Source organism: Marinicella rhabdoformis (assembly GCF_009671245.1).
Lineage (GTDB): Bacteria > Pseudomonadota > Gammaproteobacteria > Xanthomonadales > Marinicellaceae > Marinicella > Marinicella rhabdoformis.
In genome coordinates this window covers 19053-42543 of record NZ_VTFS01000004.1, presented here as the reverse complement: position 1 = coordinate 42543, position 23491 = coordinate 19053, and the positions used below count along the sequence as shown (strand labels likewise).

Genomic DNA, 23491 nt, shown 5'->3' with positions numbered 1-23491 from the left:
TGTTTATGCAATTTAAATCGCCAAACATTGTAACGGATTCTAGAGTACTTTAATTTCTTTTTTCATGATAAGGAGGTTGCCATAGCCGTCTTTAGGTGTGGCAAACTCCCAAGAGTCCATGATGGAATCAATGAAATTGATGCCCATTTGACCGGGCAAAGGATTGTTTAAATCACGCGGTTTGATCTGGCTGTCATAGACCTCGGGAGCAAAATCCCTCAAGTAAAACACCAAGGTGTTGTTTTGTTTTTTGATTTCAAGTTCTATGCTTTCTTCAGTATTGTTTTTGTAGGCGTGTCTGATGATATTGGTAACTGCTTCATCTAGACTGAGTATGATTTCTTGGCAAGTGGTTTCATCAAAATTAACCGCCTGACAGGCTTGTTTGACCCGACACCTGACTTCTTTTAGCTGGCCAGGGTCAGATTGAAATGTCATGTTATCAATAATCTTTTCTTTGAGGTGGTCTCGCTTTTCGATCAACAACATGGTGGCATCGTCATTGAGTTTGTGTCGCCTAGCAAATGTAATGAGTTTTCCAATCCGCACTTCTGGAGAATCAGACTCTACCGTTTTGATGTGCTCGATCAAACCGTCCAGTTCTAATCGTTCACCTTCATCATTTCTTGCATCAGTTAAACCGTCAGTTAAAAAGTATAGGCCACCTTGTTCTAAGGTTAGGCTTTGTTGTTCGAAAGAGAGGGCGCTGTGTTTGATGCCTAATGGTGGTGCATCTGCACGCCAAGACTCTATCTGACAGGCTGGGCATTTATATATGACGGGTGGTAAACCGGCATTCGACCATGTGACCGTGTCGGTTTTAGGGTCGTAATAACCAACCGCTGCACAAACGAACAGGCCGCGCGAGGCTTTTTCACACAACTCTTTGTTGGCTTTTGCTAACCACTGGCCTGGTGGCAGCTTGTCTTTTCCAATCCAGCGCAACAGGCTGCTGGCCCTGACCATCAGCATGGAGGCATCTAGTCCTTTGCCTGAGACGTCACCTATGAAAAACCCTATGGTGCCATCATTGAGCTCAAAATAATCATAGAAATCCCCTGAAACCTCATTCGCTGATACATTGGTCCCCACCACTGGAAAGGGTGGCTTGATTCGGTTGGGAAGCAAGGAACGTTGTAATTTTCGTGCCAGCGTCAGTTCTTTGCGGATTCTTTTTTGTTCTACTACATTTAAAGTGAATCTGGCATTTTGCACTGCTAATGCGATGGGTGGTGCCAGTAACCGCAAAATGTCTCGGTCGCGAGCCATGAATAGACCGTCATCTAATCGATTCAGCACTTGTATCACGCCGATGGTTTTGTCATTCCAAATCAACGGCGTACAAAGTACCGATTTGGTTTGAAAACCCGTCAGTTCATCGACATGACATATGAAGTCTGCGTCTTTACTGGCGTCTTTGATCATTTGGCATTCGCCTTGAATAAACGTGCGGCCCACGATGCCGTCATGGGTTTCTATGACCATGTTGGTGACATCAACTGGGCCTGAACTGGCCCGACACAAGAGTTTGTTTTCTTTGTTCAGCAAAAATACGCTGGCTGCTTCAGATTGCATGTAATTTTTGATGCGCACCACCGCACGTTTTAAAATCACATCAATGTCCATCGATTTAACAAAATCCTGGCTCAAGTCAGCCAGTAATGAGAGCTGCTCAAGTGTGCCTGCAGATTCCTGCTTGTTTTTAGGTTCTTTGAATAATGAGGTCTCAGGCCTCATCAGTCTTGTCCTCAGGTTCATCTTGGTGTGATGTGTTATTTTTTTCAGCTTTTTTTGAGAGTTTATTCTTTTTTCTAGCACGTTTATTTTTGATGTGTAATAAGGTCATCACCACGCCAGAAAGTCCGTATAAACTGAAGACGATAAATAACACCCATTCAGTTTTAATCGCTAATAATACGATGATAAGTACCAAAATAATCAACCAAACAAATGAAACACCTTCCTTAAACGGGATGGTCTTGAATGAATAATAGCGAAAACGTGAGACCATCAGTAAACCGACAATTGCAGTCAAAGGAAGCATGACATAACGCAACGAAGCGCCTTCAAACCCGATGTCAACACAGACCCAGACAAACCCGGCCAAAACGGCTGCTGCCGCTGGTGAAGGCAAGCCTTGGAAGTAGGCTTTGTCAACAACACCAATTTGAGTGTTAAAACGTGCCAAACGCAACGCACCACTGACTGCAAATATAAATGCAGCTAACCAGCCCAATTTACCCAAAACAGGGTGGACGTTAGTTAATGAGTAGAGCGACCAGTTGAAAGCCAGTATTGAAGGCGCAATTCCGAAGGAGACCAAGTCTGACAGTGAATCATACTGTTCACCGAATGCGGATTGTGTGTTGGTCAGGCGCGCGACTCGGCCGTCCAAACCATCAAGTAGGGCGGCAATGAAGATTGATAAGCAGGCCATGCCGAATTTACCTTGAATAGAGGCGATGATGGCGTAATAACCGGCAAACATGGCGCCGGTGGTAAATAAGTTAGGTAATAAGTAAATGCCTTTGCGTTTGGCTTGATCTAATTTAGTCATAAAACATTGAATTTAAACTGCTTCCATTGTACCTTAATTCATTATCGCTTCGCTTGCTATTTGGTTTTAAACTTCCTAAGATAATGGCAGAAAAGCTATTTATAAGGAGAAAGCTCATGAAAAAATTGTTTGTTTTTGCTTTGTTTTTGACTGTTTTTTGTACAGCAAATGCTGGAAAAGTTTATAAGTGGGTGGATGAAAATGGTCAAATTCATTACTCATCTAATAAGCCAGATGATCAAAATGTCAAAACAGTCAAAATAAGAAAAGCACCTAAAGTGGTGGCCAAGAAAGCAGCTGAAGAAGATGTTGAAGTGACACCTGAAGCAGAGGAGCCTGTTGATCCAGAAGCTGAAAAAGAAGCCAAAGCACAAATGGCCAAAGTGGATGCAGCAAATCGAAAAAAACAATGTGAAACCGCCAGAAAAAACCTGAATGCATTGAACTCGAGCACAAGGGTTGCACAAGTTGATGAGGAAACTGGCGCCAGAACCATGATGACAGACGCACAACGCATAAAAGCATTTCAGCAAGCCAATAAAGCGGTTAGGGACAATTGTAATTAAACACATGAACAGAAGAAAAATATTAAAAACAGCGGCGCTTGCGGGCGCCGTTGCTGGTTTGTCAGCATGTAAAAAGTCAAACAACAGTACATCTGCTTGTGAGTCGAAAGTCGCTGGTGTTGATGTTGTTGAGTGGAAAATGGTCACAACTTGGCCCAAAAACTTCCCTGGCTTAGGTACGGGGGCACAGTTTTTAGCCGATAAAATAAACCAAATGTCAGGTGGTCGCTTGGTCGTCAAGGTATTTGGAGCCAATGAACTGGTTCCTGCATTTGAGGTTTTTGATGCGGTGTCATCAGGTACAGCACAAATGGGACATGGTGCTGCTTATTATTGGAAAGGGAAGGCGCCAGAAGCTCAGTTTTTTGGCGCAGTGCCATTTGGTATGAATGCCAATGAAATGAATGGTTGGCTTTATCACGGTGGTGGGCTTGAGTTATGGGAAGAGACTTATCGACCTTTTGGTCTGAAACCATTGCCAGCGGGCCAAACCGGTGTTCAAATGGGTGGTTGGTTTAACAAAGAAATCAACAGCATAGAAGACATCAAAGGACTGGTGATGAGGATTCCTGGATTGGCTGGGGATGTGTTGTCGCGTGCTGGTGGAACCCCGCAAGTCCTGCCTGGGGCAGAATTGTTTACTGCATTACAAACTGGAACCATTGATGCCACAGAGTGGGTTGGACCATATAATGATTTGGCTTTCGGTTTGTATCAAGCGGCACAGTTTTATTACTATCCAGGTTGGCATGAACCAACGGCATGTTTAGAAGCCATCATCAATCAAGATGCATTCGACGCATTGCCTGAAGATTTACAAACAGTGGTAGAGATGGCGGCCATGGCAGCCAACCAAAACATGTTGTCTGAATACATGGCCAACAATCAAAGGGCATTAGATACTTTGCAGAAGGTGCATCATATCAAAATGAAAGCCTTCCCTGAAGATGTGTTAGCTACTTTCAAGCAACATGCTGAAGCGGTGATGTTGGAACTCAGCCAATCAAGTCAGTTGGCCAAGCGCATACACCAATCCTATTTTGATTTTGCAGAAAAAACTCAGGCCTGGCTCAACGTTTCTGAAATGGCTTATTTACAAGCCAGGTAATTTGATGGGCTCCAAATGGCTTGAAACTTTTCCTTTTGTGGTGCAACAGCAAGCAGCGGTTGAACCTTTGATGGAGTTATACCCTTCATTGAATGCTTATGATGTGGATGCCGACTGGCAAACATTTTCTGAGCAACACATCCACCATGATGTGTTCAAAAACTTGAGAGAATTTAGGCAGTCAAGATTGGCTTTAATTGCCCAGCTCGATTGTTATTTATCAACAGCAGAGCATGGTTTGGCGATGCTGAAAACATCACAACTGGCTGACTGTTTAGTGCAGCATGCATTGACCTCTGCAGAACAGTACATGGTTGAACGGTATGGACGGGTATTTGATGAGAGCAATGAGCCTGTAACGTTTGCTGTGTTGGCTTTGGGTAAACTGGGCACCAATGAACTTAATTATTCTTCAGACATTGACTTGGTCTTTGTTTGTAGTGGTGATGGTCAATCTGATGGTAAGCGAAGTTTAGAAGCCACCAGGTATTTCGAAAAGTTGGGAAGGCGGTTGATCAAATTGTTAGATCAGTTCACTGCTGATGGTCGCGTATATCGAGTAGATATGCGTCTGCGACCTTTTGGGTCAGCAGCACCATTGGTTTGTACTGATGCGGCCTTGCAACATTACATCATTACAGAGGGCAGAGAGTGGGAGCGATTTGCTTGGATGCGGGCTCGTTTTGTGGCAGGTCATGCCAAGTTATCTGCATCAGTTTTGGCTTCAGTTAATCCCTTTATTTATCGCAAGCACTTGGACTATTCGGTTTTTGACTCACTCGCCAAGATCAAAAGGGATATGGCGTTGTCTGCAAAAGACCACCAACATGATTTGAAGTTGGGAGCAGGTGGAATCAGAGAAATTGAATTCATAGTGCAAAGTTTACAGGTCACTTTTGGTGGTCGTTTACCTGAATTACAAGGGGTTTCTATTGAGCCGCAATTTGACTTGTTGATGCAGTATAAAAAAATTCAAAAAGACAATGCCCAAGGATTGAAATCGGCTTGGCTGTTTATGAGGCGGTTAGAGAATTTATGTCAGATCATCAATGATGAACAAACTCATGTGACGCCAAGAGATTCAGGCCAGTTGCTTGCTATGGCGAATTTGATGGGTTTAGCTAGTTGGAAATCATGTGAGCAACAATGGCAGGTTCATCAAAAATTGGTACAAAAGTTATTCAATGCTTTGTTTGTTGCTGATGAACCACAGCAGCATTTACCAGACGAGGTTGTTCGTTGGATTAAAAGGTCTATGGAAGTGCATTTTACTCAAAAAATGACCCAAGACAGGGCAGATCATATGCAAAAGCTTTTAGAGCGAGCAGCTCAATTGGATGAAATTGATGTACTTGAGGATCGTTTGATTCCTATACTGAAAGCCATCATGCGCCGCCCCAGCTATGTGTTGATGTTGTTGCAGGAAAAAAGCTTGTTACCGTCATTGCTCAAATTGATAAAACAAAACGAATATTTTGTTAAAACATGGGTGCAACACCCTGCTTTATTGGAGTTGTTATTTGAGCCTGAATTATTGCCAAAGTCAGTCGATCGGTCTTGTTTTGAACAAGCTTGGCAAAAAATAATTGTTTCAAAAAGTGATGAAGAGGAATGGATGGAGGCGGTCAGGTTTTTCAAACACAAGCAACAATTTAGACTGATTCAAACGGCATTGACTCTGGGCTTTTCTGGTCAATATTTGCGCGATGGCTTCAGTGTTTTGGCAGATTTTTTTATTGCACTAGTGGTTGAAAAAGGGTGGCAAGAAACATCTGATAGATTGGGACTCTGTGGTTTGCAGGCAGAACAAATGATGGTGTTGGCCTATGGCTCGCTTGGAATGAGGCACATGGGTCTACACTCCGATGTTGATTTGGTTTTTGTTGTGGATGCAGATGAGCTGAATGCGGATCAATTGATGTTTTTGCAACGTTGGGCCAAGCGGATCAGTCACCATTTAATGGTCAAAATGTACCATGGGGTTTTGTATGATTTAGATTTACAGTTAAGACCTAATGGCAATGCAGGTGCGTTGGTTACCAGTCGAAAAGAGTTTGAGTCATACCAGTGTAGTGAAGCTTGGGTTTGGGAGCATGCAGCATTAATCAAAGCAAGGTTGTTAGGTCAAAATGAAACACAGCAATTGTGGTTCAAGAAATTAAAATTTAAAGTGTTGTGTGATCCAAAAAGATCGCCTGATGCTGTCCGGCAGGCGATGAGAGAGATGGCTGAGAAGTTAACGCAGTTTGGTAGTGTGAACCACCATGATGACTTACAGTTTTTAGAGCAAATTTTGCTTTCACTACCAGAACATCCTGATTTATTAGAGGCAGTGAACTATCGAGAATTGCTTTCAAAAGGGGTTGAATGCTCGGTAATCAACCAGTCATTGGCGGATTCATTGTTGAATCAAAAAAGCCCAATTTAGTTTCAACTTTGAAAGTTTCTACCAAATCGGGCTACGAGGTGATGGGTGACAGTTTCTGTGACTGTTTAAATAATCTGTTTTATGCTACTTTAGTTTGTTCGTCATCGGACTGCGCTTGGTAGCGGTCAAAGGCTTCAAAAGGAAAATCATCAACTGATATCATTTCTGAAACTTCTTGGCGAACTTTGGTGAGCAAATTATACTCATTCTTACTGATGATGTCCTTATCTAATGCTTGTTTTAATTGATCACGTGGGTCAATTTCATCTATAGCACCACTTTTGATTGCCTTTAATACACGTCGTTCTAAAGGCTCGGTGTCAATAACTTTAGATAACACGCGATTCATGTGTGCTACAAAATGATGTTCTGTTTCATCACGGTCGATGCCATCAGTGAGTCGCTGTCTTGTTTCGTTTGGCGTTAATAACAAACTTGAAACCTTATGGCCTAAGCGATCACCTGGTGGCAATTCGTGAGTGCCAAGAGGGAAGATGATTCTGCGTAAGAACATACCAATGTATTTATTGGGGAAATTATACGCTAACATTTTCAATGCTTGCTCAATTTCATAGAAATGGTTATGTAACGCCCAAGCGACAATAGGCTGATCAGCGTGCTGTGAACCCTGGTCACGGTAACGCTTCAGAACAGCTGATGCCATATACAAATGGCTGAGCACATCGCCCAAGCGAGCCGAAGTCTTTTCACGCTTCTTCATTGAACCGCCTAAAGTCAACATGGAAACGTCAGCAGCAAAGCCAAAAGCGGCACTGTAACGGGTGATTTTTGAATAAAATTGTTTAGTGAATTTGTCACCAGGTCCTCTTTCCAAACGCCAAGTCCCAAGGCCTTGGAAAAACGACCGCACGGCATTTTGGAAAGAATAGCCGATGTGCTTAAACAGCACATCATCAAAGGTGGTTAAGGCTTCTTTAGGGTCTTCTAATCTGGCCGCTTCCATCTCTTTCAAAACATATGGATGGCATCGGATGGCACCCTGCCCAAAGATAATCATGCTGCGGGTTAAGATGTTAGCGCCTTCAACGGTAATCCAAATAGGTGAGCCCATCCATGCACGTCCCAAGTAATTTTTAGGACCCATAACAACGCCTTTACCACCATGAATGTCCATGGCATCTTGAATGATACTGCGGGTCATTTCTGTTACGTGCATTTTTGCAATGGCAGAGGGAACGGCAGGACGTTCACCACGATCAACAGCCAAGGCGGTCATGGTAGATGTCGCTGCACAAGAGTAGGTCTTGCCCGCAATGCGGCACAAAGCTTCCTCTATGCCTTCAAAGCGGCCAATCGGTAAATTAAATTGTTTACGGATTCTGGCGTATGCGCCAGTTCCCCAAGAGACCATTTTGGCGCCACCGGTAGAACAAGAAGGTAAGGATATGGCACGGCCTACTGATAAACACTCAACCAACATGCGCCAACCATGGCCTATCATAGGCTGGCCGCCAATAATGTAATCCATTGGAATGAATATGTCTTTTCCGCGCACAGGTCCATTCATGAACATCACATCTAACGGTAAATGTCTGCGACCAATATCGAGTCCTTCTGTGTCACGAGGAACCAAAGCCAAGGTGATTCCTAATTGTTTTTCGTCACCCAATAGACCATCTGGATCCATCATTTGAAATGCCAAACCGACAACAGTGGCAACAGGAGCCAAAGTGATGTAACGTTTATCAAAAGTCAGGCTGATACCTAAAACTTCTTTGCCATCTATGGTTTTTTTGCATACACGGCCCACATCTGGAATAGAAGTGGCATCTGAGCCAGCGGTAGGCCCAGTTAAGCCAAAACATGGAATTTCTTTGCCTTCAGCCAAGCGAGGCAAGTAATGGTCTTTTTGCTCTTCGGTTCCATATTCCAAGAGTAATTCAGCAGGGCCTAAAGAGTTGGGAACGGCAATTGTAGCTGCACCTACCGAACTGCGAGAGGAAACTTTTTGTAATACAGCGCTGTGGGCAAGGGCAGTGAAGCCTAGGCCGCCATATTTCTTTGGAATGATCATTGCAAAAAACTTGTTTTTCATAATGAAGTCCCAAGTTTCTGGTGGCATGTCGCCACGGTCATGATTGTATTCATGTTCATTAAGCATGGCACACAATTCAGCCACAGGACCGTCAATAAATGCTTGCTCATCCGTAGTTAGTTCTGGTTTTTTGATGTCATGCAGTTTTTTAAAGTCAGGTTTTCCACTGAACAATTCAGCATCCCAATAAACCGTCCCTGCTTCAAGTGCCACTTTTTCAGTTTCTGATAGCTCAGGTAAAGCTTTTTTGAAAAACTTTAAAAAAGGTTTGGTGAATTGTTGTTGTCGAAAGGCTTTGTTGTTCAGGAAAAAAGCAGGAAGTGCAAAAAGCAAAACTGCTAATAATGAAGACCAAAAGCCGGTATCAAAATATATAATGCCCAATACCAAAGTAATGGCTGTACCAATGGTCCAGTTTTTGATGTTGGTTCTGGCATAACCAGCAACCAAAGTGGCTGCCAGTATTAATAAAAATAAGCTCAAAAAACTCATAACGTAGTCCTGTGAATTAATAACATACGGCACAGTATGGTATAAAAAATATCGAATGTCAATACGCATGCGTATGGAAAATAGAATTTTCAGTTGACCTGCGTTGGTATGTGATTATGATAAAGGGACGAAACAGCTTGGCCATTTATGAAAAATAACAACAAAAAAAAGTCATTAAACCCAGAAGATTGGGAGCTGGCTACACTCGATGTCATCGCTCACCAAGGTGTGGGGGCTGTTGCGGTAGAGCCGCTGGCCAAGGCTTTGGGGGTGACTAAGGGCAGCTTTTATTGGCACTTCAGTAACCGCAAAGATTTGATTCAATCGGCATTGAAGCGCTGGCGTAATGATGACCAGTTGCTCATAAAGGACAGAATTTTTTCTTTAGACAGTCCTCATGATAGGTTGAAGGCTTGGTTTTTTCTGAGTGCAGAGCCCTCTCAAAGTCACTTAGTGTATGCAACGTTGTTGGCTGACAGGCAACATGGATTTGTGGCAAAGGTGTTGAAGGAAGTGACGCTTGAACGGCTTAATTACTTACAGAAAGCTTATCAAGAAACGGGTATGAATGAAACCGATGCCAAGCAGCAATCTTTATTGGCTTATTCAGTTTATGTAGGGTATTTGCACATGGCCAAAACATTACATGGCAAGCTTAAAGACAATGAAAACATACAGAACTATGTTCAATATGTCGCTAACCAACTGTTACCAGATGTGATGTAATTTACCAGTGGTACACAAAAGTCAACAAAAGGTAACAAAAAGTTAGTTGTTATGTTGTGTGTTCTTTGCTAATATCGGCAAGATACTAATAAAATTGCTTAAATACTGCCAGTTAATCATGAAAAGCTTGTCCATCTCATTATTGTTTTTAATGACTGCATCCACTTCAGTGGGTGCTGTGACCGCATTTTCTGTGGCTGATGACAATTTTGATATGCCAGATCATTTGGTAGAGATTAATTTAGAAACAGGTGAGTATGTCAGCAAAGGCAAGTTGCCTGATCCATATATTGCAGTTGAAGGTTTGGCTATGTCAGCATCCGGCAAGTTGTATGGCGCTGATGACAATACCAAAACTTTGGTTCAAATTGAAACAACACATGCAGATGCTTTCGCAGTGGGTAATGCCAATCAAAACTTGGGTTTTGGAGCCGTGCCAGAAAGTTACGATTTTGGTATGACCTTTGCATGTGACTCAAATATGTATATGGTGGTTAAGCACACCAATAATTTACTCCAAGTTAACCCCACTTCTGGCAAAGCCACTTTGATTGGTAACACAGGCCATAATTTCACTTCAGTCGCTGCATGGGGCGAAGAATTGTATGCAGTAGCCTCTAATGATTTCAACCTGTATCGAATTGATAAAGAGAGTGCCAATGCCACTGTTGTCGGTAACATGGGAGACTTGGGCGGAAACATCAGTTTAGCAGGTTCAGGACTGGCATTTGATGACCAAGGTCAGCTGTGGATGGTGATTAATTTACGTCTGTCTGACCCTTTGAACCCATTTCCTAGTCGAATATTTAAAATTAACACACAATCCGGCGCAGCAGATTGGGTTGCAGAAACATTGGTTGGCATAGAATCATTAGCGATTGCGCCTCCTGGCGGTTGTCAAATTGCTGGCCCTGCACCACAGCCTATTCCAGGCAATCAATGGTGGGCAATGTTGGCACTGTTGCTGGCTACGCTGTCTGTGGCTTCAAGACAAATCAAGAAAGATTGAATTGATTCCAATTCATCTTCACCCTTTTTTAAGTCATAAACCGTTATAATAAGCTTTTTAGAATCATAGGATGTTGTTATGGGCGGAATCAGTGGTTATCAGCTGTTAGTCATTTTAATTATTGTTGCATTGGTTTTTGGTACAAAAAAAATCAGGAATATTGGCAGCGATTTAGGCAGTGCGGTTAAAGGATTTAAAAAGGGAATGGAAGAAGATGAAGAAGCCAAAGAATTGTCTGATGAGCAACAAGCTCAAAAAGAAGCTCACAACAACGCCGAAAAAGAAGAATCGAAGTAACCATTTATGTTTGATGTAGGTTTCAGTGAACTGCTGGTGGTTTTTGTTGTGATGCTGTTAGTGGTTGGACCTGAGCGACTGCCAATAGTGGCCAGAAAAATTGGTTTGTATCTGGGGAAAATGAGGCGTTCATTTTTACAAGTGAAAGCAGAAGTTGAGCAAGAACTGGAAATCGAAGCCGTGAAAGCACAACTGAAAGATAATGCAATGAAAAAAGAAGCTGAGTTGTTGAAGCAAGAACTGGACAAAGATGTTTCTGATGCTTTTGAGCCTAGTCAAGCTGCCAGTGACGAATTTGAAGATGAAAATGCAGAATCGCTTGATAACAAATCATGACGAAACAACCTGACCAAGAGCAAAGCTTGGTGTCTCACCTGATTGAATTACGTACCCGATTACTAAGGGGTGTGTTTTGTGTGTTGATACTTGTTGTTGTGATGTTTCCATTTGCGGGTGAAATTTATACACTCATCGCACAGCCTGTATTGAATAATTTATCTCAAGGCAGAGAGATGATTGCAACAGGTGTTCTGTCACCATTTTTAACGCCATTCAAAATGGTAATTATATTAGCAGTCATTATTTCTATGCCTGTGATTATTTATCAAATGTGGGCTTTCGTTGCACCAGGTTTGTATAAGAGTGAAATTCGAATCACTCGCCCAATATTATTCTCGAGTGTTTTCTTGTTTTATGCTGGGTGTGGTTTCGCTTTTTTTGTGGTATTTCCAATACTGTTTGATTTCTTGCCGAATATCGCACCAGAAGGTGTGACATACATGCCAGATATCAATTCATATTTAGATATTGTTGTTCGATTATTTTTTGCATTTGGTTTGGCTTTTGAAATACCTGTTGCCGTGGTGATTTTGATTGTTTTAGGTGTAACGACTGCAGAAAAGTTGGCAGACTCTAGGCCATATGTGGTGATAGCCTTGTTTGTCATTGCCATGTTGCTAACGCCTCCAGATCCTGCTTCGCAAACACTTTTGGCATTGCCTATGTGGTTGTTGTTTGAGTGTGGGTTATTGATGGGCAGGTCTTTAAAGAAAAAAAGGAAGAATGACGGGGCTTAGGCTTTTGTTCCGGCCATACCATGGTTTACAATCAAGTATCGGATATAACCAGATACTTTAATGACTATAACAAAAACCACACATTATAGAAAAGATTATCAACAACCTAATTATTGGATTGAAAATGTCGACTTGGCATTTTTGATTGCCCCCGACCATACCTTGGTCAAATCCAGAATAAATTTCAAAATCAGATCAGGTGCTGACAATAAATTGTCCTTAAACGGTATTGATTTAGAACTCAACAGCATCAAACTGAATGACAAAGTTTTGAACAATGACGAATATTCAGTCGATGACACGCATTTGCATTTGTTTGATTTACCAGATAATTTTTTACTTCAAACAGAAGTCAAAATATACCCCCATAAAAATACGGCACTCGAAGGATTGTATCAGTCGGGCGCTTTTTTTCTGACGCAATGTGAAGCAGAAGGGTTCAGGAAAATCACTTACTACCTCGATAGACCTGACGTGCTCGCCCCTTTTACAGTGACGATTGTGGCTGATCGAAATAAGTACCCTGTACTTTTGTCTAATGGAAATGCGCTACTGGAAGGGCAGCTGTCAGGCGGGAAGCATTATGCAAAATGGCAAGACCCCCATCCAAAACCCAGTTACCTATTTGCTTTGGTGGCTGGGGATTTGGCGTTTGTTGAAGACCATTACCGGACAATGGAGGGGCGTGATGTGCAACTCAGGGTTTATACTGAAGCAGCCAATATTGATGCTTGTGATTTTGCGATGAAATCGCTCATCAATTCCATGCAATGGGATGAAACAAGGTTTGGTTTGGCTTATGACCTTGATCAATACAATATTGTTGCCACAGATGATTTCAATATGGGGGCGATGGAAAACAAAGGCTTGAATATATTTAATTCAAAATATGTTTTGGCTAAGTCAGATACAGCCACAGATCATGATTTCATCGGTGTGGAAGCGGTTATTGGGCATGAATATTTTCATAACTGGACAGGTAATCGAGTCACTTGTAAAGACTGGTTTCAACTCAGCTTAAAAGAAGGACTGACTGTTTTTAGGGATCAAGAGTTTACTTCTGATCTACAGTCACGAGCTGTGAAAAGGATAGAAGATGTTCGTTATTTACGCAGTGCACAGTTTGCTGAAGATGCCGGTCCAATGTCACATTCAGTCCGGCCAGATTCATTCATTGAAATTAATAATTTCTATACGTTAACTGTCTATGAAAAAGGCTCTGAAGTGGTTCGGATGTACCACACTTTGCTGGGTGAGGTCGGATTTCAAAAAGGAATGAAACTCTATTTTGAGCGACATGATGGAATGGCAGTCAGTTGCAATGATTTCAGGCTAGCAATGGCAGATGCCAACAACATCGATTTGTCTCAATTTGAATTATGGTATTCACAAAATGGCACGCCGGTTGTTGCGGTTGATTACCAATTTGATGAGCAAAAAGCACAATTTATCATCACGACCAAGCAATCAGCCCCAGCCAGTTTTCAAGGAGAAAGCTGGCAACCCATGCACATTCCTATGAAAACAGCATTATTTGGGAAAGATGGGCTGCCGTTATCATTAAATAAAAGAGGCGATACACAAATTGTGTTAGAAATAACAGAGGCAACGCAACAGTTTGTGTTTGATAACATCAGCACATTGCCTGTGGTTTCGCTTTTTCGAGGATTTTCTGCGCCTGTCAAAGTCAAGCAAGAAATCGACACCAAAGACCTGTCGTTCCTGATGAAATTCGACAACGATGATTTCAATCGTTGGGATGCGTCACAATTGATGCAGCGTGAAGTGATTATGTCTCGTTACCAAGCGGTACAAAATGGTGTTGAATATACGTTCCCAGACTATTTGTTAGATGCTTTTAGGCATGTTTTATTAGATGATGGAAGTGATCCGGCTTTGGTGGCAGAAGCCATCACTTTACCGGCATTAAAAGGTTTGATGGTTGATATGGAAGGTGTAGATGTGGCTCAGTTACATCAAGCAAAAGAGTGGGTTGTGAGTCATTTAGTAAATGCCCTACAGCTAGAGTTTTTATCAGTTTACAACCAAAACTTTCAAGATGGCCCTTACCAAGTGACGCCTGAGCAGGTTGCCAGACGCAGTTTAAAAAACCGATGCCTGTGGTTTTTGATGCATACCGATCAAAAGGAAATGCAGCAGCTGTGCTTTGAGCAATACCATCAGTCAAATAATTACACCGATAAAATTACTGCTTTAACACTGCTAGTCCATCATCAAGTTGATGGCCACGAACAACTGTTAGCAGATTATTACGACAATTGGAAATACAATGCATTGATGATAAATAAGTGGCTCTCAATTCAAGCAACGGTTCCACACGATGGCGTATTGGAAAATATTGAATCCTTGATGAACCATGAATGTTTCAGTATGAAAAACCCCAATGCGGTGCGCAGTTTAATTGGCGCTTTTTGTGCTGCTAATATCACACAATTTCATGCCGAAGATGGCAGTGGTTATCAATTTTTAGCTGATAATGTAATGGCGCTAGATGAACTCAATCCACAGGTGGCCGCTCGAATGGTCAGCTTGTTTAATGATTACAAGCAATTTAAACCAGATACCCAAATGGCCATGTTGACGGCATTAAAAGGCATTCATACAAAGGCCAATTTATCTGCGAATGTGTATGAAATTGTTGAAAAGGCGTTAAAAAATTGAATCAGCATTACCCAACCATAAAACAACTGATCTATTTTTTGGCACTGGTTGAGCACAATCACTTTGGTAAAGCTGCTGACAGTTGTTTTGTATCTCAATCGGCATTCAGTGTGGCAATAAAAGATTTAGAAAATGCATTGGGAGGACAGTTGGTTGACCGAACCAATAAACAAGTCACTGTGACCAACCTGGGCAGAGAAATCAACCAACAGGCGCAACAAGTCATGCGCGAAATGAACCACATGTTGGACATTGCCAAAGGGCAACTGAAGCCATTGAGTGGAAACCTGTCTATGGGTATTATTCCCACCATCAGCCCATTTGTTTTGGGTGCGTTATTACCTCTATTGCAAAAAAAGCAACCAGATTTAGACTTGGACATTCACGAAGGGCAATCAGAGCAAATATACCAACAACTCATGCAAGGGCAATTGGATGTTATTTTGTTGGCTTTACCATATGAAATGCGATCGGTTCAGACGCATTTTTTGTGGCAAGATGACTTTTGTTTGATTTCTTCGGAAAAAAGTCAGTGGTTAAATCACAAGCCATTCGATTTAGAGCAGGTGGCAGATGGAAGTGTTTTATTACTTGAAGATGGACATTGTTTAAGAGACCACGCATTGAGCGCATGTCATATCAAACATATTGATAAAGTCAGCCAGCTGGCCAGCAGCAGTTTGTTGACATTGGTTGAGTTGGTGAAACAAGATCTGGGTATCAGTTTTGTGCCTGAGATGGCTTTGCAATCTCCATTGATAAAACAATCAGGATTGTCAGTAAAAAAATTACCCTTTGCGGCCAGTAGAGACATTGGATTGGCATGGCGTCAATCCAGTACACGCGCAGAAGAATTTAAACAGTTAGGTGAGCTGATAAAAGAAGCTTGTCAGGTCAGTTAAAACTAACTGACCTTTTTTTCAGGTGATTAATTGTTGCCCAGTTCAACGCTTTGTTGGTCCCTGAGGCGCTCATTGCCCCGAATAACCACTGAATCACCCGGTTTAATGTTTCCATTGATTTGAATATAATGGCCTTGAGCTAGCCCAGTTTCGACATCTATTTTGTGTGCTGTATTGTCTTTTATAATAAATACTGATGCCCCTTGTCTGCGGTAGACCAATGCGTCCCTGTGTACCGCAATGACTGTTTTTGGTTCGGTTTCTGGCACCAGTAGTGTGATGGCTTCTCCAGGGATCAACTGATCACTGAGGTCGGATAAATGGACTTGCATCTGGCGACTGTTTGACGTGGCTGCAGGAACATAGCCAGTCACTTTGGCCTCAAATATTTGACCGGATTGATTTTGGTATTGCCATATTTTTCCGCCTTGTATGAGTTGTTTAAACTTGACCGGCAAATGAGCAATAATTTCAGTTTGATCTCTAGACATGATGCGTAAGAAATTTTGGCCTTGGTCAATGTATTGGCCGGGCTGAGCAAACTGTTCAGTCACAAAAGCATTGAAAGGTGCTTTGGGGTTCAGTTTACTGATGCTGTCTTGCAGTTGGGCTAATCGTGATTGCGCCTGTGCCAACTTTGCTTTTGAAGTGAGTAAGTCAGATTTGTTTTTATCCAATGCCGATTGTGATGTCAGGTTTTTGGCCGATAAACTTTGTAGTCTTTTCGACTCAGATTCTAAAAAATCTAAATTGGCTTGTTCAGAAGTGATGGCATTTTTCAGTTCAGTAATACGCAGGGCATAGGTCTCATCAGCAATCAACCCCAATGATTCACCTGTTTCAACTTGTTCACCAATTGAAGCCAGTTCAATCACTCGACCAGATGTTTCAGCCTTTATCGTGGTAATGTATTTGGCTTTTGAATAAGCGGCAATTTTGCGCAAAGGAGCCATTTGTTGGCTTTCTACAGGAGCCACAGTGACCAATGCTGGTGGCATTTGTGCGGATGCGCCTTGAAGCCAGCCAATCATCCAAAAGCTGATTAAGGTTTTAAACAGTAGCGGTTTCATTTTTTCTATTTCCGGTTAGTTTTAATAAACTTGGTAATAATACCAAGGTAAATAATGTGCTGATCAGCATGCCACCAACAATAACGGCTGCCAAGCCTCTGTATAATTCAGTTCCAGAGCCTGGTACCAATAACAACGGCAGCATGCCAAAAATACTGGTGAATGTACTCATAAATATGGGGCGAAGGCGCAACCTGATGGCGTTGGCGACAGCATCTTGTGTGCTCATGCCCATTTTTTCAGCATCACGTGCACGCAATACCAAGAGAATCGCATTGTTAACAACCAAGCCCAATAAAATCACAAAGCCTATCATGGTGAGTAAATCCATGGGTTGATTGGATTGTCCAAACGTAATCAAAACCCAGTCTAATACACGCAGTCCTATGATGCCGCCAACGGTGGCCATTGGTAGGGTGGTGACAACCAATAATGAATCTTTAAATGATTGGAACATGGCACTGATGAGTAAGTACAAAATCACAATAGCCAGAGCAAATGATCCGGTTAAACTTGATAAAGCACCATCCAAAGCTTCGGCTGTTCCTCGGTAACTGATGCTGCTTCCTTCTGGCAGCCGTTCCATAACAAAGGGGGTAAGTTCTTCTTTGAGTTTATCGATGGCAATTTCTAATGGCATGTCACCCGGTGGAGTAATTTGTAAACTCAGTGTTCTTGAACGATCGACACGTAGGATTTGTGTGGGTCCTGCTGTTCGGCTGATAAAGGTAAGCTCATCTAGAGGAACCACATCACCATTGCTGGTATAAAGTGGCGTGCTAGATAATTCTTCTGGTGTATCCCAATGTTCCGCACGGAGCATCACGTTCATGCGCCTGTTGCCATCGAAATATTCTCCCACAAATGTGCCAGTACCTAAAGACCGCAGAACGGTATTCAGTTGATTTCGAGTCCAACCAGCTTCAGAGATGGCCCTGTCATTGGGCTGGATTTTGATTTCAGGTGCGCCAAGCTCTAGTCCTGGTGTGGTATCCAGTCTTGAGCCAGGAATCAATGCTGCGGCTTTATCATAGGCCAGTTGGCCAACAGTCAACAGTTCTTCGAAGTTTTCTGTTTGAATGTCAACATTGATGGCACGCCCACCCCTGGAGCCTGGAAAGACGCCACGCCTACCTGCAAAGCCTCTGGCATCTGGAATGCCTGCAAGTATTTGTGTGTTGACAATCCGTAACATCTCATCCATGTCATCGTTATTTTCCATCCTGAAGCCCATAAAGGCACCAGAGCCAAAGACGCCAAAAAAGTAATTTTGTAGCTTGGGTTGTTTTTCACCGTCTAAATATGGTTTAAGTCTTGCGGCAACCACTTCGGCCAGTTCAGTTTTGGCAACGTCAAATGACATGCCAGGTGGGGCTTGGACACCTGCAAAAGCAAAGTTTCGTTTACCTTCAGGCAAGTAATCTGCTGCTGGTTTGAGCATGTATGCCAGTAATAAAGGAAGTGCCAGAAGAGAGATGACCCAAGTCACTTGTTTTTTGCGGTTATTGGTTAACCGGTCAACAAAAGTGGTGATGTTTTTCCACATGCTTTGGTGTTTGTCATCAAAATCAGAGCGGTGTATGAACCGCACTGTGGCAGCAGGTAAAACAGTAACAGCAACAATCATTGATATGGTTACAGAAATTGAAATGGTCAAGGCCAAGTCAGTAAACAGCTGACCCGCTTCATCTTTTAAGAAAACAACGGGTAAAAATATGGCAACAGTGGTGGCAGTTGATGCCAACAGTGCACCCCACACTTGTTCAGAGCCAATCATGGCAGCCTCAACAGCGGATTTACCCATTTCTCTGTGTCTGACAATATTTTCAAGTACCACAATGGCGGCATCCAATACCATGCCTGTAGCGAATGCCAATCCTGCTAAAGAAATGATATTGAGTGTCCTGCCAAGCACATTCAACATCACAAAAGCAGCCATTAAACAAATAGGAATCGCCAATGCAACAATCAACGCAGGTGTTTTTTTACGTAAAAATACCCACAAGATAAAAATGGCCAGCAACATGCCCATGATGAGGTTGTTGCGAACCATATTAACTGATCCATTGGTATAAATGGATTCATCATAAACTTGTGTGATAGTTAATTCAGCAGGGCCGAGTACTGTTTCTCTTAACTCGTCCACTTTGAGTTTGATGTCATCCATCAGGTCGAGTAAATTAACGCCTGCTTCTGGTACAATATTTGCGGCGATCGAAGGGCCGCCGTTTTGTATGATTAATCCACTTGGGTCCTGCATGACCACATCAATCTCGGCAATGTCTTTCAGGTAAATGGGTCTGCCATCACGCCAGTCAATGACATAGTCAAGCAGAGATTGATAGTCATATTTACTTTCAAACCGCAGTGTGTATTTACGCTTACCAACATCTTTAGTGCCCATTGAAGTGTTGGTGAAATTACCAGATAAAGCAATCAAACGGGTTAAGTCGACACCCAAAGAGGCTGCCACGTAAGGATCGTAACTGATACGTACCTCATATCCTCGGCCACCAAAAGCAGAAGAAGTTGATACGCCATTGATCTGCTCCAATTTGGGTAATAAATTTTCATTAATGAAATCTTGGTAAGTGGCGATAGGTCGGTCATTACCTGCTGCGGGTCTGATGGCAAACCAAGCTATGCTGTTAGCAAACCCGCCACCACCAATCGTTAATCTGGGTTCATTGGCATCGACAGGATAGCGTGGGACCTGGTTCAAACGGTTGATGACTTCAATCAAGGTTCTTTGCATATCAACATCAATGTCAAACTCTATGTTGATGTTGGCCGAAGCGTAACTGGCGGTTGCTGCCATTCGTTCTACACCGGGCATCCCACGAAAGACATTTTCTTGTAGCTCAAGAATTTCAGACTCAACTTCAGGAGGCGCAGCACCTGGCCAAGACGTTTGAATGCTGATAATTGGTCGCTCTACATTGGGAGCCATTTGTACCGGTAAACGATTCAGGCTGATAAAGCCAAATATAGCCACCATGATGATCGCCACGGCTACGGCCACTTTATTATTGAGTGATGCTTGGGTAATTTTCACGGCGATTGTTGCTACAAAAAATTCATTGTATCAATAGCGCATGTCCATTGTCTGTGTCATAAGTCATACATGCTTAAGGTTGAGATAATTTAAGTCATCCAAATTAAGGTTGCCATGCGCTGAGGGCTTTGGTCACGACGCCAAGAGGGGTATTTTGGGGCCTGTTCAAAAGTACAATCAGTGCAGGTTTGTATTTCCAGAATACCAAGTTTATGTAATTGAATATTGGCAATCTCTTGTAAATTAGCCTGGCTTTTGCCGTTAATGATTGGTGAAAATGCCAATTCAGTGTCAGGGTGGATGTTTGTAAAGTTGATAACAAAATCTTCATCGACTTCATAATGTGGTTGTTGGATACAGGGTCCTAAATAGGCTTGGGTATAAATTGGGTTGGCTTGTATTTTAGAGAAAGTCTTGCTGATGATATTTTGAAACAAGCTTCGCCAACCGCAATGTATCGCTGCCACCCATTGACCATTTTTATCGGCCAACATAACAGGTAAGCAGTCGGCGGTCATGACTGCACAGATGGTGTTTTTTTGTCGTGTAAAGCAAGCATCAGCGCGGTGTCTGAAGTTGGTTGTGGGTATGTCATTGTATTCAACAGCACGGTCTTTGTGTTCTTGTTGCTGAATAATCAAAGGGTGAGGGAGTTCAAATTCATCTTGAAGCTGTTGCATGTGATCAATGTGAATGTGGGCTGGGTGAACATCAAAATCTGTCAATCCAGCAAATTGTTTGGTGGTTTGTAGCAGGTGAATATTAGGCGCAAATTGGCTTTTGATTTTATGTGTCATGGAGGATGGTACAGAAAAAAGATAAGGGCCAGTCTAAGATAATTCGTGGTAGAGGGAGTAAAGCCACAATTTTGTTTGGTTTGATTGACCCTTTTGGTTTTAACCAATAAGTGCATGCTATATTAGGCATAACTGATACGACTGTCAAGAAAACGAACGCTCATTCGCAATATTCGACCTCCATTTCTTTAAAATCACTGTTTTTCATGTCTAAAAACTCTAAATCTGACAGCAAGTGACATAAATCGTCAGGTAGAGGGCAAGACTCTGAAATGGCTTCACCTGTAATGGGGTGAATAAAGGACAGCGTTTCGGCATGTAGTGCTTGTCGAGGAAATTCACGTATGATTTCTTTCAGTTCATTATTCACTGTAGGATCAACCCTTTTGGGGTTGCCATAAAAGGGGTCGCCAACCAAGGGGTGTCCTATGTGGTGCATATGTACCCTGATTTGGTGCGTTCTTCCGGTTTCCAAGTTCACTTGAACTTGTGTGTAATGGTCAAAGCGTTCTACAGCTTTGTAGTGCGTCACTGCTTGCTTACCATCGTGCGTAACAGCCATTTTGACCCTTTGTGTTTTGTGTCTTCCAATGGGGGCGTCCACACTGCCATCGTCAAACTTAAGTGAGCCTCGGACTACGCATATGTACTGTCGTTTGACATCATGTTCTTTGAGCAACTCAATCAAACGGTTTTGTGTTTCAATGGTTTTAGCAACAACCATTAGTCCAGAAGTGTCTTTGTCTAATCGATGCACAATACCAGCACGAGGCATCATGGCTTGTTTGTCATTGAGGGCCAATAATCCATTCAATAAGGTGCCGTTTGGGTTGCCGCTGCCCGGATGAACCACCAAACCAGCCGGTTTATTAACAATAAGTAAATGTTCATCCTGATAACATATGTCCAGCGCCATGGGCTCTGGCAAGTCCTCAACGGCTTGTTTTAGCACAATGTCAACGTCGATGATTTCAAATCCTTTTAAAAGGGTTTTGCTTTTGGTATCATGGCCGTTTATTTTGACACAGCCCTTTTTAACCCATTGCTGAATGTTTGCTCTGGAAAACTCAGGATATTTGTGGCTTAAAAATTGGTCTATGCGTAAACCGATGTGTTCAGCAGCGACATTAAATTGTTGTTGTATGTGTTGGTCATTATTACTCATGCGGCTATTTTACTTATAATGATGGAATTCACCTATGATTCTCAAGAATAAAACTCGGATTTTTACAATTGCTTTGATTTGTTCATTGCTGTTTTTACAAGCATGTAGCAAAAAAAATGAAGTGCGTGAAGTAGAAGTGACCAAAAAAACGGACTTAGAAATGTACTTAGAGGCCAAAAGAACACTCGATGCAGGTGTTTGGAATGCAGCCATTCAAAGGTATAAAGCTTTGCGAAGTCATTACCCATTTGGACATTATACTGAGCAAGGATATTTAGAATTAGCGTATGCCCAATATAAGTTGTATAAGATGGAAGAAGCAGTCGTTACTGTCGATCGATTCATAAAGAATTACCCAGCACATAAAAACTTAGATTATGCCTATTACCTTAAAGGGTTGATATATTTTGAAAGTGACCGTGGCTTTTTAGAGCGTGCGAACCCATCTGAAGTGGCAGATCACAATCAAGAGAATATCCGTAATGCATTCACTGCATTTAAAAACTTCATAGAACGTTTTCCTGAAAGTGATTATGCTGCTGATGCACACAAACGCATGGTATTTTTGAAAAACAGGTTGGCAGCGTATGAAATTCATGTGGCTAAATACTACTTAAGACGCGGTGCTCCTATTGCCGCATTGAATCGATGTAAATTTGTTTTAGAATCTTTTCAAGATACGCCCGCCTCAGCGAATGCATTGGCTTTGATGGTTGAGTCTTACACCATGATGGAAGAGCCAGAATTGGCAGAGCAAGCAAAAACACAGCTGATGACAGACTTTCCAAGCCACACTTATTTACAAAATGGCGAATTAGACCTCGACACAGAATTGTTCGAATGGTCTGATCTTTGGCCTTTTTAATCAAATCAGGAATAAACCATGGATATTTTATCAGCCACCATATTGCTGTTCTTGATTTTAGATCCTTTGGGTAATATCCCCATTTTTCTGTCTCAACTAGAGAAAGTAGAAAACAGGTATCAAGTCTTGGCAAGAGAATTGTTGTTGGCTTTGGCTATCCTGTTTTTGTTTTTGTTTTTTGGCAAACAGATGCTGGCCTTCTTGCATCTTGAGCAAGTGTCCGTTTCTTTGGCGGGTGCCATCATATTGTTTATCATTGCATTGCGAATGATTTTTCCAGCCAGTAAACAGTATGGTGATGAAGAAGCGGCTGATGAAGTCCCTTTCATTGTACCCATGGCGATACCTTTGGTGGCAGGTCCATCGATTCTTGCTACGCTGATTCTTTTGGCCAGCAAACACCCTGACCAATTTGATGTATTGGCCATTGCTTTGTTTATTGCATGGTTTTTATCGGCGATCATATTATTTTCAGCAACAGCGATGCAAAAATACCTGGGTAAAAATGGCATGATTGCGATTGAGCGCTTGATGGGTATGATATTGATTGCGATTGCAGTACAGATGTTTTTGGATGGCATTAAATCATTTTTAGCCACAGTTTGATTTAAGCAACCAGGCCCTGACCTGTCTTGCTTAT

Annotated in this window: 19 protein-coding genes; 12 read left to right on the top strand and 7 right to left on the bottom strand. The window is 42.2% G+C overall.

Annotation, left to right across the window (positions count from 1 at the left end; translation table 11 throughout):
* Positions 1 to 39: 39 nt before the first annotated feature.
* Entirely contained in the window at positions 40 to 1737 is a 1698-nt protein-coding gene (locus FET73_RS10770) for a SpoIIE family protein phosphatase (RefSeq protein ID WP_179952235.1), read from the bottom strand.
* A complete protein-coding gene (gene pssA, locus FET73_RS10765; protein ID WP_154223965.1) occupies positions 1727 to 2557 on the bottom strand; it encodes a CDP-diacylglycerol--serine O-phosphatidyltransferase in 831 nt (276 codons plus the stop codon). The genes FET73_RS10770 and pssA overlap by 11 nt, the downstream gene beginning before the upstream one ends.
* Positions 2558 to 2673: 116 nt before the next feature.
* Between pssA and FET73_RS10760 the strand changes: the two genes are divergently transcribed.
* Genes FET73_RS10760 through FET73_RS10750 form a run of 3 tightly spaced genes read left to right on the top strand, consistent with a single transcriptional unit; the run spans position 2674 to position 6659 of the window.
* Positions 2674 to 3123: a DUF4124 domain-containing protein gene (locus FET73_RS10760; RefSeq protein WP_179952234.1), complete on the top strand. Its 450-nt coding sequence runs from the start codon at positions 2674 to 2676 to the stop codon at positions 3121 to 3123.
* A 4-nt stretch (positions 3124 to 3127) separates the two neighbouring features.
* On the top strand, positions 3128 to 4231 hold the full coding sequence (locus tag FET73_RS10755) for a TRAP transporter substrate-binding protein (RefSeq protein WP_154223963.1): 1104 nt from the start codon (positions 3128 to 3130) through the stop codon (positions 4229 to 4231).
* 4 nt (positions 4232 to 4235) lie between these two features.
* Positions 4236 to 6659, top strand: coding sequence for a [protein-PII] uridylyltransferase family protein (locus FET73_RS10750; protein ID WP_154223962.1), 2424 nt, complete (start codon positions 4236 to 4238; stop codon positions 6657 to 6659).
* A gap of 79 nt (positions 6660 to 6738) precedes the next feature.
* Here the strand turns inward: FET73_RS10750 and FET73_RS10745 are convergent, their stop codons facing one another.
* Positions 6739 to 9207, bottom strand: a complete 2469-nt coding sequence (locus FET73_RS10745) for an acyl-CoA dehydrogenase (protein ID WP_154223961.1) — start codon at positions 9205 to 9207, stop codon at positions 6739 to 6741.
* 147 nt (positions 9208 to 9354) lie between these two features.
* On the opposite strand from FET73_RS10745, the gene FET73_RS10740 reads away from it, so the two are divergent.
* The 7 genes from FET73_RS10740 to FET73_RS10710 all read left to right on the top strand — a co-directional run bounded on the left by FET73_RS10740 (position 9355) and on the right by FET73_RS10710 (position 15899).
* Positions 9355 to 9933 (top strand): TetR/AcrR family transcriptional regulator, encoded by a 579-nt coding sequence (locus FET73_RS10740; RefSeq protein ID WP_154223960.1) that lies wholly within the window; start codon positions 9355 to 9357, stop codon positions 9931 to 9933.
* Between the two features lie 118 nt (positions 9934 to 10051).
* On the top strand, positions 10052 to 10942 hold the full coding sequence (locus FET73_RS10735; RefSeq protein WP_154223959.1) for an NHL repeat-containing protein: 891 nt from the start codon (positions 10052 to 10054) through the stop codon (positions 10940 to 10942).
* Positions 10943 to 11020: 78 nt separating this feature from the next.
* A complete protein-coding gene (tatA, locus tag FET73_RS10730; RefSeq protein WP_154223958.1) occupies positions 11021 to 11239 on the top strand; it encodes a Sec-independent protein translocase subunit TatA in 219 nt (72 codons plus the stop codon).
* Between the two features lie 6 nt (positions 11240 to 11245).
* Positions 11246 to 11575 (top strand): Sec-independent protein translocase protein TatB, encoded by a 330-nt coding sequence (tatB, locus tag FET73_RS10725; RefSeq protein WP_154223957.1) that lies wholly within the window; start codon positions 11246 to 11248, stop codon positions 11573 to 11575.
* Entirely contained in the window at positions 11572 to 12315 is a 744-nt protein-coding gene (tatC, locus tag FET73_RS10720) for a twin-arginine translocase subunit TatC (RefSeq protein ID WP_154223956.1), read from the top strand. Before tatB ends, tatC begins: the two co-directional genes overlap by 4 nt.
* Before the next feature lie 60 nt (positions 12316 to 12375).
* Positions 12376 to 14997 (top strand): aminopeptidase N, encoded by a 2622-nt coding sequence (gene pepN / locus FET73_RS10715; RefSeq protein ID WP_154223955.1) that lies wholly within the window; start codon positions 12376 to 12378, stop codon positions 14995 to 14997.
* Entirely contained in the window at positions 14994 to 15899 is a 906-nt protein-coding gene (locus FET73_RS10710) for a hydrogen peroxide-inducible genes activator (protein ID WP_154223954.1), read from the top strand. The genes pepN and FET73_RS10710 overlap by 4 nt, the downstream gene beginning before the upstream one ends.
* A 26-nt stretch (positions 15900 to 15925) precedes the next feature.
* Here the strand turns inward: FET73_RS10710 and FET73_RS10705 are convergent, their stop codons facing one another.
* The 4 genes from FET73_RS10705 to rluD all read right to left on the bottom strand — a co-directional run bounded on the left by FET73_RS10705 (position 15926) and on the right by rluD (position 21986).
* Positions 15926 to 16969 (bottom strand): efflux RND transporter periplasmic adaptor subunit, encoded by a 1044-nt coding sequence (locus FET73_RS10705; RefSeq protein ID WP_154223953.1) that lies wholly within the window; start codon positions 16967 to 16969, stop codon positions 15926 to 15928.
* On the bottom strand, positions 16950 to 20024 hold the full coding sequence (locus FET73_RS10700; RefSeq protein ID WP_154223952.1) for an efflux RND transporter permease subunit: 3075 nt from the start codon (positions 20022 to 20024) through the stop codon (positions 16950 to 16952). The genes FET73_RS10705 and FET73_RS10700 overlap by 20 nt, the downstream gene beginning before the upstream one ends.
* 89 nt (positions 20025 to 20113) lie before the next feature.
* On the bottom strand, positions 20114 to 20821 hold the full coding sequence (gene pgeF / locus FET73_RS10695; protein ID WP_154223951.1) for a peptidoglycan editing factor PgeF: 708 nt from the start codon (positions 20819 to 20821) through the stop codon (positions 20114 to 20116).
* Between the two features lie 160 nt (positions 20822 to 20981).
* On the bottom strand, positions 20982 to 21986 hold the full coding sequence (gene rluD, locus FET73_RS10690) for a 23S rRNA pseudouridine(1911/1915/1917) synthase RluD (RefSeq protein WP_154223950.1): 1005 nt from the start codon (positions 21984 to 21986) through the stop codon (positions 20982 to 20984).
* Between the two features lie 34 nt (positions 21987 to 22020).
* Here rluD and FET73_RS10685 point away from each other — a divergent pair, with 34 nt between their 5' ends.
* Together FET73_RS10685 and FET73_RS10680 are read left to right on the top strand one after the other, a co-directional pair.
* Positions 22021 to 22851, top strand: a complete 831-nt coding sequence (locus FET73_RS10685; protein ID WP_154223949.1) for an outer membrane protein assembly factor BamD — start codon at positions 22021 to 22023, stop codon at positions 22849 to 22851.
* Between the two features lie 18 nt (positions 22852 to 22869).
* Positions 22870 to 23457 (top strand): YhgN family NAAT transporter, encoded by a 588-nt coding sequence (locus FET73_RS10680; RefSeq protein ID WP_154223948.1) that lies wholly within the window; start codon positions 22870 to 22872, stop codon positions 23455 to 23457.
* Positions 23458 to 23491: the final 34 nt, after the last annotated feature.